The sequence below is a fragment of the Algoriphagus antarcticus genome, assembly GCF_002150685.1.
GTDB classification, from domain to species: Bacteria; Bacteroidota; Bacteroidia; order Cytophagales; family Cyclobacteriaceae; genus Algoriphagus; species Algoriphagus antarcticus.
The window spans coordinates 21227-35208 of record NZ_MSSW01000037.1 but is presented as its reverse complement, the minus strand read 5'-3'; the positions used below and the strand labels follow the sequence as shown (position 1 = coordinate 35208).

Annotated in this window: 13 protein-coding genes; 7 read left to right on the top strand and 6 right to left on the bottom strand. The window is 41.0% G+C overall.

The annotated features are described in order from the left end of the window. The first annotated feature begins 393 nt into the window (after positions 1–393). The 6 genes from BVH04_RS13195 (at position 394) to BVH04_RS13170 (ending at position 5650) form a co-directional block, all read left to right on the top strand. A complete protein-coding gene (locus BVH04_RS13195) occupies positions 394–891 on the top strand; it encodes a gluconokinase (protein ID WP_086541940.1) in 498 nt (165 codons plus the stop codon). A gap of 126 nt (positions 892–1017) precedes the next feature. Continuing rightward, positions 1018–2388: an amidohydrolase family protein gene (locus BVH04_RS13190; protein ID WP_086541939.1), complete on the top strand. Its 1371-nt coding sequence runs from the start codon at positions 1018–1020 to the stop codon at positions 2386–2388. Positions 2389–2569: 181 nt separating this feature from the next. Then, the gene (locus tag BVH04_RS13185) at positions 2570–3706 is read left to right on the top strand and encodes an aldose epimerase family protein (RefSeq protein WP_086541938.1); all 1137 of its coding nucleotides are present in this window, start codon (positions 2570–2572) and stop codon (positions 3704–3706) included. A gap of 65 nt (positions 3707–3771) precedes the next feature. Continuing rightward, entirely contained in the window at positions 3772–4353 is a 582-nt protein-coding gene (locus BVH04_RS13180) for a hypothetical protein (protein WP_086541937.1), read from the top strand. 48 nt (positions 4354–4401) lie between these two features. Beyond that, positions 4402–4908 carry a hypothetical protein gene (locus tag BVH04_RS13175; protein ID WP_140160585.1) on the top strand — a complete coding sequence of 169 codons (507 nt, stop codon included), beginning with the start codon at positions 4402–4404 and terminating at the stop codon, positions 4906–4908. Between the two features lie 151 nt (positions 4909–5059). Beyond that, a complete protein-coding gene (locus BVH04_RS13170; protein WP_086541935.1) occupies positions 5060–5650 on the top strand; it encodes a DUF4142 domain-containing protein in 591 nt (196 codons plus the stop codon). Positions 5651–5838: 188 nt separating this feature from the next. Here the strand turns inward: BVH04_RS13170 and BVH04_RS13165 are convergent, their stop codons facing one another. The 5 genes from BVH04_RS13165 to BVH04_RS13145 form a co-directional block, all read right to left on the bottom strand. Further along, positions 5839–7353: a glycoside hydrolase family 3 protein gene (locus BVH04_RS13165; protein ID WP_086541934.1), complete on the bottom strand. Its 1515-nt coding sequence runs from the start codon at positions 7351–7353 to the stop codon at positions 5839–5841. 228 nt (positions 7354–7581) lie between these two features. Next, positions 7582–8847, bottom strand: a complete 1266-nt coding sequence (locus tag BVH04_RS13160; RefSeq protein WP_086541933.1) for an MFS transporter — start codon at positions 8845–8847, stop codon at positions 7582–7584. Continuing rightward, the gene (locus tag BVH04_RS13155) at positions 8844–9323 is read right to left on the bottom strand and encodes a GNAT family N-acetyltransferase (RefSeq protein ID WP_086541932.1); all 480 of its coding nucleotides are present in this window, start codon (positions 9321–9323) and stop codon (positions 8844–8846) included. Before BVH04_RS13155 ends, BVH04_RS13160 begins: the two co-directional genes overlap by 4 nt. Before the next feature lie 117 nt (positions 9324–9440). Beyond that, complete coding sequence (locus BVH04_RS13150; RefSeq protein WP_240510922.1) at positions 9441–11075, bottom strand: glycoside hydrolase family 10 protein; 1635 nt, start codon at positions 11073–11075, stop codon at positions 9441–9443. A 10-nt stretch (positions 11076–11085) separates the two neighbouring features. Continuing rightward, complete coding sequence (locus BVH04_RS13145) at positions 11086–11823, bottom strand: peptidoglycan recognition protein family protein (RefSeq protein WP_240510921.1); 738 nt, start codon at positions 11821–11823, stop codon at positions 11086–11088. 132 nt (positions 11824–11955) lie between these two features. Between BVH04_RS13145 and BVH04_RS13140 the strand changes: the two genes are divergently transcribed. Then, positions 11956–12705, top strand: a complete 750-nt coding sequence (locus BVH04_RS13140) for a DeoR/GlpR family DNA-binding transcription regulator (RefSeq protein ID WP_086541977.1) — start codon at positions 11956–11958, stop codon at positions 12703–12705. Between the two features lie 880 nt (positions 12706–13585). On the opposite strand, the gene BVH04_RS13135 is transcribed toward BVH04_RS13140, so the two are convergent. Next, positions 13586–13942 carry a heavy-metal-associated domain-containing protein gene (locus BVH04_RS13135; RefSeq protein WP_086541930.1) on the bottom strand — a complete coding sequence of 119 codons (357 nt, stop codon included), beginning with the start codon at positions 13940–13942 and terminating at the stop codon, positions 13586–13588. Between the last annotated feature and the right edge of the window lie 40 nt (positions 13943–13982).

Sequence of the window (13982 nt, the reverse complement as noted above, 5' to 3'; positions counted from 1 at the left end):
ATTGGAATATGTTAGATGATCGGTTATTAAGTAGTAGGTAATCAATTTGTTAGAGGTACTGATTTATTATTATAACCTAGTTGAGTCTGTTGATTAAACTTTTAATCAGAACTTTTTTCACTCTGGTAACTTACTTAAACAAATCTAAAAAATGTTTTTTAATAAAACGAACTTTACTAAAAATTTTGTAAAAGTTTAATTTATTGAGGTCTAAACATTAAGTTTTCGTAATACTGATCCATTGTTAAATGATAGGCTAAAGAGGCGATTTCTATTAATTATCCAGTAAAATTTACTTCATGTTGTAGGTACGTAAAGCTGGGTTTGATTTAGTTCTTACGTGTTGCCTAAAGATTATGGGAACTGAAATAAGTTTTTTCTTACCTTTCACACATGCTAATCATAGTCACGGGAGTTTCAGGAACAGGCAAAACAACTATTGGGTCTGGCATAGCAGATACACTGGATTTGCCATTTTTTGATGCAGATAATTTTCATCCTAAAGAAAATATCGCAAAAATGAGCCAAGGTTTTCCCTTAAATGATGAGGATAGAATGCCTTGGTTGCAAGCTTTGGCAAGACTTTTAGTGGAATCTGAGAAAACTGGTGGAGCAGTTTTGGCATGTTCTGCTTTGAAAGAAAGCTATCGAGAATTATTGAAAGTAAATGAAAGTGTGCGCTGGATTCATCTCAAAGGGGATCGCGAATTAATCTGGAGACGTATGCTTGCCAGAAAGAATCATTACATGAAAGCTGGAATGCTGGACTCACAATTTGCGACGTGGGAAGAACCCAAGTATGGATTGAAACTTAGAATATGTCAAACTCCAGATGAGATGCTGGCAGAAGCATTGAGATATTTGGGTATTCCGGTCAGTAGCGGCAAATAAGTGCAGGATGATTGGTAAAGGCAGTCAGCCGATGAGTGCTATGATTTCAAGTAGTCTATTTTCCCCAAAGGATTGTTTTAAGTTACTTAATACACGAAATTGAAACTGACTCATCAATAGCCTCCTATGATTAAATCACTTCTAGCTTTTTTCCTACTAATCCAAATTTCATATTCCTCTGGATTTTCGCAGACCTATCTTATTTCAAATGTGAACATCGTCACCATGGAAAATGATCAGGTCCTAGCAAACCAATCAATCCTGGTTGATGATGGTAAAATCCTCAAAATTACTCCAATGACTGAGCATGTCGATTTCGCGGGTAATCTTGTGATCGATGGTAATGGGTATTATGTCTATCCTGGTTTAGCTGAGTTTCATTCCCATATACCCATAGCTCAAAATGGAGATACCCAACTCCAAGAGGAGACTATGTGGCTATATCTTGCCAATGGCGTTTTGCGTGTGCGGGGAATGATTGGACATGAATCCCATTTGACCCTTAGAGATAAGGTTCAGTCTGGAGAAATTGATGGACCACGCCTGTTTTTGTCAGGACCCTCGTTTAGTGGAGGCTCAGTTTCTTCACCTACCCAAGCTGCGCAAATGGTGAGAGATGAAAAAGCTGCTGGATTTGATCATTTGAAATTGCATCCAGGGTTATCGATGGATGAGTTTATGATGATTTCCAAAACTGCCAAGGAGCTGGAAATTCCTTTCGGGGGACATGTGTCTTTGGATGTAGGCTTGGAGGCAAGTTTGAAAAATGGCTACAAATCAATTGAACATATGGATGGTTTCATTGAAGCGATGATTTCGGATTATTCCAGAGTATTGGACCCAAGTCTTGCAGGACCATTTACTATGCTGCTCGTAGGTGAAGCTGACCCAAGCAGATTACCGGCGTTGGTTGATTTAACATTGGAAACTAAAGCTTGGATCGCACCGACTTTGACACTTTTTGACCGGTATTTTGGATCAAAACCTGCCGAAGAATATAGAAATATTCCCGAAATGAAATACATGTCTGCACAGCAGGTGCAGAGTTGGATCAATGCTAAAACGCCTTATGAGGAAAAAGGTATTTTGACAGCGGAGAATGTTCAGCCTTATCTGGACTTTAGGAATAACTTATTTATGACGCTTCATGAAGCAGGTGTGCCCGTTCTCATGTCTTCTGATTCACCTCAGGTTTTTAATGTTCCCGGATTTTCTATTCACCACGAGATCGAGCTGATGTCCAAAGCAGGTATGTCCAACTATGAGATTTTAAAATCTGGAACTGTGAATACTGCGAAATATTTTGATCAAGAAGGGGAATGGGGAGTCGTCAAAACTGGTGCATCTGCTGATTTTGTATTAGTGGAAAATAATCCTTTGAAAAATCTGACGACACTGAAAAATCCATTTATGGTTGTCATGAAGGGTGAAGTATATGATAGAGACGAGCTTCAAAAGCAGCTGGATAGGATAGAGGCAAATCATAAACGGGAATAGCGTGATTTTGGATTTAAGAATTTCGATTTACGAAGTTCTTAGGTGCTTCGTTCGGACACCAATATCCGTAATCGTTTATTTTTGTAATCTGCGGCGGGCTGGCTTTCAGAGTTATATCTTTCTACTTGCCATCATTTAAGAATTTTCCAATTCCAAATTTTCCAATTTTTAACTCAAACACATGAACCTAAAATTTAACCTACTAATATTAGTCTTGCTTATTTCAGGCACAGCCTGTCTATCTCAAACCAAAACGACTGTGATTCAAGAAAAAGTTAAACTATCCATCAAAGGTGAGAAAGTAGCCACATGGGAAGGCCAAGATGTTTTTAAATATACCCTCGACAATGGCAAAATGCAGGTAGAACTGACGAATTATGGTGGTATAATTTCTCGGATAATCACCCCAGACAAGGACGGAAAGCTGGAGAATGTGGTATTGGCACTGGAGACTGTGCCTGATTACTTCACCAAAAATGGTCCTTATCTAGGAGCTGCTGTGGGAAGATATGCCAATCGGATTGGGAAGGCTTCGTTTGCGCTGGACGATGAGACTTTTCACATCACAAAAAACAATGGAGAGAATACCCTGCATGGGGGAGCGAAAGGTTTCGGAGTGAAAGTATGGAAGTCAGAAACTTATAAAAAGGACGATGCGATAGGAGTGAAAATGACTTATGAAAGTGTAGATGGAGAGGAAGGTTTTCCGGGGAATCTGATGACTACGCTTTGGATGGAGTTGACTAGCACTAATGAGCTGAAGCTTCTTTTTGAATCTTCTACCGATAAGAAGACTGTCGTAAACCTGACGAATCATTCCTATTTCAATCTGAGCGGAATCACCGGTGATGTGAGAGATCATGAGTTGCAGATTTTTGCAGATGCGATCACGCCAGCTGGGGCTGGTCAGATTCCAACGGGTGAAATTAAAGCTGTAGCTGGAACTCCATTTGATTTCCAAACGCCAAAAAATCTAGGAGCTCAGTTGGATGCTTTGGGTGAGGGCTTCGATCATAATTATGTCACCAAAAGAGCAAATTCTCCAGAGCTGAAGAAAATAGCAATTGTGAAGCATCCTGACAGTGGTCGTGTGATGGAGGTTTTTTCTACTGCTCCAGGCGTACAGCTTTACACTGCCAATCATGTGAGGAATTTCGCCGGAGCGGATGGCAAGACTTACCAACCGCATTGGGCACTTTGTCTGGAACCTGAAGCTTGGCCCGATAGTCCAAATAAGCCAAGCTTTCCATCAACTAGCTTAGCTCCTGGTGAGAAATACGTGCATGAGATTGTGTATAAGTTTGGTGCTGAGAAGTAAACGCAAATTTAAGTTTACTTTTTTTGACCTATTTCGTTAGCTTGTTTTTCAATTAATGGAAACCCATGAAAAATTATCTAATTACCATAGCACTTGCGCTAAGTGCAACTTTTTTATCATTCACACTTACTGCTCAGGAGTACAAGCTGAGGAAGGTGAGAGATCTTCATATTGAAAGCCTTGCAAATGCTGGTATTAGGGATTATGATCCAAAAAGGGATATTTATAGCGGCTTTATTGATAAGGGTTCTGAAGGAGTTGAGCTCGCTATTTTTGATGCAAAGGGGAAGATTGTAGTAAGTAAAAAGAGACAGGGCGAAGGGCCAGAAGATTATCTGATGTCCGCCTTGACTATGGGGTTTTCTCCTGATGGGAATATCTGGGTTCAGACTTCCATGGAGCTTTTGAAATACGACTTAGAGTTTAATTTGATTGATAAAGTTAGGTTTGAACCGAAGAACACCACTGTTGTTTATTCTGGGCCATGGTCCAAGTTTGTTCCGCTAACTAAGAGTTCGCAAGTGTCATTTATTACGATTGCTTCCAATTTGAGAATTAATGTCCATCCTAAGTGGGTTCCCTCTAATATCAATATGATGGAATTCTATGATGATGCTAGTAAATCTATCCAGTCGGAAGTATTCTAGTCAAGTAGAAAGGTCTATCAGGGTATTGAGGATGAAGAATTCCCAGCAGTGGCTAGTCCTATTTTTACGTTGGATGCAAGAAATGGTAATTTATATTTTACCACTTCCATTGATAATGAGATTACCATTTTTAATCCTATCAATTGGAATGTTATACAAAGAATCATCGTCAAACACGAATTTTTTAAAGCTTTGGATGCTATCCCTTTAAGGGAATCAAATTTGGCTTTTTCAGGTAGAACTCCTCTTTATTCTCATAATGAAAAGATCTTAAAGTTCGATTCGGATTTGTTGGGACTTATTTATGTGAAAGAGATTTCGGAAGCCGCGAATGAGTTGAAAAAAGCCGAAGGAAAACCTTACCGCTTTATAGACCCGGATTATTATAGAATGATACTTTTTAAGAATGGAGTTCAGCTTCAGGGTGAGTTGACGATTCCTTCAGGACTTGTTCAAATGACTTTGCCAAATAACAGACTTTTGGTGAAGGCAAGTATTGGAGATGAAGAACCTGATTACATTCCCTATGAGATCTGGGAGATCGTAGAACAGTGAGAAGCTATTATTTACTAAAAGAGTAAAACTTTCAACAGACTGAGTATTCGCTACACAGGCGAAATATAGAGAATGGCTTTCTAAGGCTTTAAAGGGCTTCGGAATAGACATTGCACGAATAGTTGGGAACACTAAACCAACTAAATTTATTATGACAACTATTAATCAAACACAAACAGCAAAAGCACCTAATTTTAGAAAACTCCGCACTTCAGCGGCTGTGATGCTTTCTGCGATATGTCTTGTAGGAATGACTTCCTGTGAAGACCAAAATGACGACCCTATTCTAACTACTTACAATCAGCAGGACAGAAATTTTGCAATGGCTTCGTCTGAGAATCTGAATGCACAAATTGACTTCGGACAATTAGCTCTTGATAACGGTGAAGATGATTCTGTTTTGGAGTATGGTACCATGATAGTTACAGAAAATACAGAAAGCAGAACTGAGCTAGAAGGTATTGTAAATGGAACGGATGTTGAAATCTCTGATGGAATTTCATCTGCTATGAAAGCCAAATATGATGAATTGACAGCTTTGAGTGGTGAAGACTTCGATATGGCTTTTATTGACTTTCAATTAGAATTGCTTGATAACTCAAGGTCAATCTATGAGAACGAAAAAGACAACGGTGAGAATAACACGATGAAAGCTTTTGCAGACAAAACTCTTGGAAAAGTAAAAGATCAACGCCTTGATGCTGCTGAAGTAAAAGCAGAATTAGTTTTAGAAGGAATATAACATGGGAAGTCAGAATGTAGTTGAAGCTGATTAACCCAGTGGAAATTGCGTGATGATTTCTTTTAAGGCCGGTTTTCCTGCAAAGGAAGCCGGTTTTTTTTGTTTAACCGCAGAGGTCGGAGAGGATTTCTCGGGGAGCACAGGTTAGATCATTGGTTTTTCTGATCCTCATTAGCAGTAAGAATAGTTCATAGAAATTTGCTAGCCATTTCCTGCGCCTCATCAAAACTCTGGTAGGCACAGATTACCGCTTCAAAATCTTCGAGATTACCTACATGCTTTAGAGCCAGAGGATTTCCAAAATGAACTAGAATACACGGTTTTGATTGAGTTATAGTTTTGATTTCTTCCAATACCTCTTCATCCATTCCAAATTGGTTTAGGGGTTTGTGAGATGGAACAAAAACTGAAATGATTACTTTTTCTGAATCTTCAATTGAGTTTTTTGATAGGCCTGAACTGTATTTCAGAGTTAGATTTTTTGAAAAGGTCGATTCAGGTTGCCCATAGTAAATTCGATGTGAAAGCTTTCTCACATTTGCCAGACGCTGTAATTCCTGAGAATCAATCTTACCAGAAACCACCGAAACATATTCCTTGGATAATTGGGATTGAAACTTAGAATGGCTTACCCAATCAAAATCGGGCACGTCCAAATTCTTAAAATCAAATACACCCAACTTCTCCTTCAGTTCCCATATTTTCTCAAAAACTGTATCAATTTCCTCCTCCGAAGCATTTTTGAAAATCATTTCTATGCCCTCTTTCACATGATCAGAAAAGCAAAGGATATCATTTCCGGCTTGAAAAGCTTGCCATTCTAATTGACCAGGAATAGGAGATAAGTCAGCCACAGCTTTCATATTTAGAGCATCGGATATGATAAGACCTTTAAAGCCCATTTCATTTTTGAGCAAGTCGGTAATAATCTCCCGACTGATGCTGGCAGCTATTTCTTTCCCACTGGATAAAGCCGGAGCAGCCAAATGGCCAACCATTATCATCTCTACGCCTTGATCTATTCCATATTGAAATGGTAGAAGTTCCTCCTTTAAGAGTTCTTCCTTCGTCTTTAGGATGACAGGAAGCCCCAAATGTGAATCCGTCTGTGTATCGCCATGTCCGGGGAAATGCTTCAAACAAGCGCCGATACCAGCTTTTTTCATCCCTTTGTACATAGCTAATGAATTCTCGGCAACCTGTTGTGGATCTGTTCCAAAGGATCTGTAGCCGATTACGGGGTTGTTCGGATTAGTATTTACATCTGAGCAGGGCGCTAGGTTCAGATGGATTCCAGCGGCTTTCATATCCTGACCCATTCTATAACCTACTTCTTCAATAAGTTCCAGTGAGTTTTCCTTAATCGCTCCAAGAGTGATCGCAAAGGGATATTGAGGTGTTTTCTCAATCCGCATCGCAAGTCCATATTCCCCGTCAATGCTGATCAGCAAAGGCGTTTTCGAGATTGCCTGGTAGCGGTTGATAAGTATGATCATTTTCTCCAATGTTCCACTTACATCTAGTACTTCCGCACGCTTTTCGAAGTTGGCGGCGGCAGAATGACGGCTATGAAAAAATGTTAATCCGCCGATTTCCTGCTCTCGAATCAGCGTTTCAATGGCTTGATAGTTTTCCTCTGAATCATGGATAAATGCTGCCGGAGAGAAGCATTGGGCTATTTTTTGTTGAGTATTTAAATTCATTTTCTATCAGTTAGTAGAGTTGATCAAACTTCATCATCCAAAATTCGGTGTTCATCATTCAAAATTTAAAGGTATCTCGAGATAAAGTAGGATACTTTTTCATTCGTAGTTAAGTGAGTAAGCTATTTCATCATACAGCATTCGACGTCCATCATTCGATATTTTAATAACGAATGAATAATGAAGAATTTCGAATAATGAAGTTTTGGGGGCTGAAGTAAAACGAAACTATTCAATTTTCTTCCCAAACTCCCTAGGGTACTTCACACTTGCGGCGATAGCCAGCGCAGGAATCATTGCTATCCCCACCCAAATGAAGAAACCTGTATAGCCCAGCCACTCTTGGATATAACCTGAAAGCATTCCGGGAAGCATCATTCCCATGGCCATAAAACCTGTTGCCAAAGCATAATGGGAGGTTTTGAAGAGACCTTCGGCTAAATAAATCAGAAAGATCATGTATGCCGCGAAGCCGAATCCATAGCCAAATTGCTCGATGACGACCACGATGCCGGCATACATAATATTGTCAGGCTGGAAGTGCGCCAAACCGATGTAAAGCAAATTCGGAAGGTTCAGGGAAAGTGCCATTGGGATCATCCACTTGCCTAATCCATGGCGTGAGATAGCGATTCCACCTAAAATCCCACCGACAAGTAAGGCAATCACACCGATAGTCCCGTAGAGAAATCCAACTTCAGAAGTAGTCAATCCCAGCCCGCCAGTTTGTCTTTCTTCCAGTAAAAAAGGGGAGGCCATTTTCACCAACTGCGATTCTCCCAATCGATATATAAGTACAAATGCCAGTGAGATTCCGATGTTTTTCTTAGTGAAAAATGTAGTGAAGACCTTTCCGAAACTCGCTTCACGCGTAATTCTTTCGGTTGATTCTTCTTCTACTTTTGGCGTAGAAAAGTAATTAATTGCAGTAAGCAAAAGCATCAGACCACCCACGATTATCATAGTGTAGGACCAGGCTTTAGTGTTGTCTCCCAAGCTGGTTTCCAGATGTCCGGCGACCATCACGATCAAGCCCTGACCTGTGATCATCCCGATTCGATAAAACGTACCTCGCAAACCCACAAAAAAGGATTGTTGCTCTGGCTTCAAAGCGATCAAATACATGCCGTCAGAAGCGATATCATTTGTAGCAGAAGCAAAAGCTCCCATCCAGAAGAAAGCCAAGGTCATAAAGAAAAAGTTGTTGCCCGCTGTAGTCAATCCAACACCGAGAAAGACTAGAGACAAAATAAACTGCATGGTCAGAAACCATTTTCTCTTGGTACCAAATAGATCAACTATCGGACTCCAGATAGGTTTGATCACCCAGGGAAGGTAAAGTAAGCTGGTGTAAAGACCAATGTCCGAATTGGATACACCGAGCTTTTTGTACATAATCACTGAGACCACGATGATGACAATGTATGGAACTCCTTCGGTCATGTACAGCGAAGGAATCCAGATCCATGGACTTCTTTTGGTGGATTTGCTCATGATTTTCGGATCAGATTTTCGTAGATACTCAGCTCTGATCCATCTATTAGTTTTGCGTTGACTGCCTTTTCATAGAATTCCGCCGGGCCAACTCCGCCGATAATTGCGTAGGCATAGCCCATTTCACGCATTGATTCCAGTGATTTAAGCAGCAGTATTTTTCCTATGCCTTTTCCTCTTTCCTTCTCTATTGTCCCTGTTGGGCCAAAGAAGTTTCTTGCTGTACTTTCATAGCAGGCAAATCCTAAGATTTTATTTCCTCTTTGCGCCAGCCAACAAGCCACGGGCTGTCTGCTGAAAGCGACTTCCACTTCTGACTGCCAATACTCACCGAAATGCTCCAGCACCCAGCTACTCAGCAGGTGCTTCTCGGGAGCAATAGCTCTTCGAAAGACAACATTCTCCTTTTTCAAAAGTCTTGCTTCTTCAAGAGAAACTTCCGGCAAACCGATCAATCGGACAAGCATGTCTTTCATGTGTTTATAATTTGATTTTTATAGGTCACACCTGCCTGCGGGCAGGTGGAATCTCGCATGGTTGATGTTCTTCTCTGTGTGTGACGCTTGTGTCATGCTCGATTTCATAGTGAGAATTTAAGGAATTTGGTACACTTGAGTTTGAACGATTCTTCCGTAATGGTCAATCCATCGAATTGCCAGGTATTCTGTGTTCAGACTTTTTACTTCCAAAGTCCTGACTCGCAATCCACCAACCCAAATCGGATGAATTTCGGCATCAGCCAGTTGATTCAATTCATTTGCACCTTGGATTAACGCATAGCGGATTGCCGGGTCAAGCGGATTTGCCATACGGATAGAAGTCAATTCGGAATTTGCTTCCACACTGAAGACCACTGGCGTATCTATGATCGAAGGGCTTTTGGGCTGGAAAGATGGAGGTAAAGTAGGCTCATTATACAATTCATTCTTCAGCAATTGAGCCACATCCTGATTTTTGATTTTCATGGATTTTGCTGAGAAAAAGGCATTTCCCTGAATAGTCGGAAGGGTACGCGTATAGGAAATTTGCGTGTTGATCTCTCGGGGATTGTCCCAGGCTGCGTCAGAGTCCTCACGGATTTTATACGGGCCATTTCCTATATAAATGTTCGTGTTGAAGTGATTTTTTGCCCACCAGTCATTCAGGATTCGATGCGAAGCAAGCTTATGATCCATGCTCCAGTAGAGCTGCGGAATCATGTAATCCACCCAGCCATTTTTCATCCAAAGAAGCACATCTGCGTAGAGATCGTCGTAATTCGTTTGTCCGGCTCGGGTAGGAGATCCTTTTGGATCCATGTTTTGATTTCTCCACACGCCAAATGGTGAGATACCAAACTGTACCCAAGGCTTACTTTGTTTAATGGTCTGGTTAAGCGCAAGAATCAATTGGTTTACATTATCCCTTCTCCAATCGTCTTGGGTTTGTCCTGGCTTCTTGTATTTGTCGTAGGTAGATTTATCAGGGAAATCCTGTTTGGCAATTTTGTAGGGATAGAAATAGTCATCAAAATGGATCGCATCGATGTCGTAATTATCTACGATTTCTTTAATCACAGCCAATAAATGTGCTTTTACTTCAGGTAATCCAGGATTGAAATAGTACTGAGTGCCATACTTCAGCATCCAATTTCTATGAAGATTATAGGCGTGATCGGGACTTAGTCCGTCTGTAGTCAGGTTCATTGTAGCCCGATAAGGATTTAGCCAAGCGTGGAATTCTAATCCTCTTGCATGGGATTCCATGATCATCCATGTGAGTGGGTTTTCGTCAGTTTTGGGAGCTTGACCTTGTTTTCCCGTGAGGTATTTTGACCACGGAGCCAAATTGCTTGGGTAAAAAGCATCCCCAGCCGTTCTGATCTGGACGATTACTGCGTTAAAATTCAGGTTTTTATAGTAATCAAGAAGGTTAATAAAATCCTGCTTCTGCTTCAAATAAGAATCATCAGGAGAAATAGGCCAATCAATATTCGCTACTGTTGCAATCCAAACGCCACGAAACTCGCGGGGCATTTCTGGCATTTGAAATGTCAATGGACGCAGTGCGACTGGTGCCATCGGTAAAGGTTTCACTGGAAGATTAGCACCTGGATTTGGTGTGCCGGGGGAAGTTTTTATAGTGCCAGAGGGTTTGCCTACAGAAGGAGCGTTTTTTTGGGATTTACAGGCGGAAAATAGCAAGCCAAAGGCCAGAATAATAAAGAGATACCTTGAAAGGAATTTCATAAATGGGTAATCAGAGCGTTGGTACAGGTTTCAAATTTAAATCGGATAAGTTTTTTCGGAGTTTCTCCATAAAAGCATCTCCTGGGTCTGTTTTGACAGTGCGATAGTCTGGGTCGGCTTCCTTCCAAAGTTCGGTGTTCTGGAAATTTTGATATTCATGATGACCAATCACGTAGTCGATTGCATATTTTCTTTCCAGATATCTGATCAGTTCCTCATTTGCTTTCAGTTGTTTTTTGGTCAGAGGCATAGCATCACTACCAATATTTTCGACGCCAATCGCCAAATAATTCAAACCGATAGTATGTCTGGCAAAAGTAGTGTCCGGCAACAGTCTAAAAATCGTGCCGTCTCGGTCAATCAAAAACTGACTAGAAACATTAAGATTGCTTGCCCCAGTCAAATCAGCTCTTCCGGCTATTGTAGCGGGATCAAACACATCAAAAGTAACTTCAATATTGTCAATTGCAGTCCAGTGAACGACCACCATTTTGGGGGCAATTGATGCGGTTTTCTGTTCCAGACCATGACGGGTTTTTAAGTATTGAAGCGAAAGCTCCTCTCGCTCTTGGTTCCAGGTGATCGGTTTATCGATGATTCTGAAAGTGGCTTTAGGGCTGCAAGAACTTTGTAATAGTGAGAAAATTGCTATTGCAAGTAGAAGTAGAATAGTATTTAAGGAATTGAACTTCATGGTCTTCAAGCTGATTAGATCTTCAAATTCATTTATAGCAGAGTTGCTTTTCACAGCTAAACTACCCAGAATATTGCAGGATAGAGAATGAAGAGACGCAATTTTTTGCCAGCAATTTCAATTCGAGATTATTTTTGCAAGTTTTTGCTGTTTTCGCTAGTTTCCCAAACTGAAAGATTTTATGCCATGCTGAAAGAAGAAAGACATAAGTACATTTTGGATCAGGTCCATCTGCATCACCGAGTTTTGCTCAATGATTTATCAGATTCTTTAAATGTGTCTATAGATACTGTAAGGCGTGATGTGAAGGAGTTGGACAAGGAAATGAAGCTGAAGAAGGTCCATGGTGGCGCAACTTCTTTTGGCTTTATGACTTTCACCAAGGACGATGGGAATATCTACCTGAAGTCAAAGAAAATATTAATTGCCGAAAAGACTATTGCGTTACTATCGGATGGACAAGTGATCCTGATGAGTGGAGGGACGACCAATATGGAAGTGGCTAAGCTGATGCCGGAGAAGTTGGAATTGACCGTGTTTACTCCAAGCCTTCATGTAGCGATGGCCTTGCTGGATCATGAAAATGTGGAGGTGATTTTTTTGGGAGGGAAGCTTTTGCATGATGCCAAATTCGCAGTGGGAGGGACCGTAGTGAATGCGCTTTCACAGCTACGCGTGGATATGTGCATACTCGGAACAGGCTATTTGGATGCACAGTATGGCTTGACAGAGTTTGATTGGGAGGTGATTCAAGTAAAGCAAGCAATGATCAGAGCTGCAAAAAAGACGGTGATTTTGACCGTTTCGGATAAGTTGCACTCCATCCAAAAATACAAGACTTGTGATATGACGGCAGTTCATACCTTGGTCACAGAACTTGATCCTTCCGACCCGCTTTTAGATGCCTTCCGACCGTTTGATTTGGTTTTGATGTGAGGATAAGGATGCTGCTTTTTTGCTTTGGTGAATGGGCTAAAGCCCATCCTTATAATATTTATCGAGCCTATGGCTTTGTTTAAAGCTCCGTAGAAATGGATGATTTTTTGATAGCGGACAATATCCGTTATAGCCCTAGCGAGGAAAAGACACTGCTTAATAGTTGCGGAGGAACGGCTAATTTTGAAACAGCGGACTTCAGTCCGGCGAAAAAAAGCACATGATTTTAAAAATGTGTCGATCCTACGGATCTTAGATACAGCTTTGTTGCAGTGGTGGACGGGCTGAAGCCCATCCTTACAATATTTATCGAGCCTGTGGCTCTGTATAGAGTACCGGAGAAACGGCTTATTTGGTAAAGCGGACAATATCCGTTATAGCCCTAGTGAGGAAAAGACACTGCTTAATAGTTGCGGAGGAACGGCTAATTTTGAAACAGCGGACTTCAGTCCGTTGAAAAAAAGCACATGATTTTAAAAATGTGTCGATCCTACGGATCTTAGATACAGCTTTGTTGCAGTGGTGGACGGGCTGAAGCCCATCCTTACAATATTTATCGAGCCTATGGCTCTGTATAGAGTACCGGAGAAACGGCTTATTTGGTAAAGCGGACAATATCCGTTATAGCCCTAGCGAGGCGATTGCTCTGTTTAAAGTTCCGTATGAATAAATGGTTTGGTGAAAGCGGAACTCAGTTCGTTGAAAAAAGCAAACGATAATAGCGAGAGTTCCGTAGGAACGAAACATATCCTGCTGAGGCTAAGGCATCTCTTTATTTCTAAGCAGTCCCTAACTCTAGTGTTTTCTGCGAAAACCTCAGCGCTCCTGGCGGTTAGAATAATAGAAAAAAGCTTCCCATTTCTGAGAAGCTTTTGCGTAGTTAATTATCCTTTTTCTTCGGAACCTCATCATCGTGAGCGCCGTCTTTGCAGCATTCGTCCAGTTTTGCGTAAGCCTTTGGATCACGTTTGAGTGAATCTGCATTGTAGCCGACCATGGTAACTCGCTTTCTGAGTTTGTCTGGATCGGTTTTAGAATCCAAGTAGGCGATGTTTAGCACCTTGGTTTCCAAATCTAGATTCACGGATTTCACACCTTTCTCGAAAGTGAGATCCTTTTCCAAGGTAGCCTTACACATCTCGCAGATTGCGGATGTTTTGATCCCGATTGTTTTTACTTGTGCTTGTGCAGCAAAGGCAAAAGCTGCAATAAAGAAAGTTAAGATTAGCTTTTTCATATGTTTATATTTTGTTGTTTAAAGGCCACACCTGCATTCC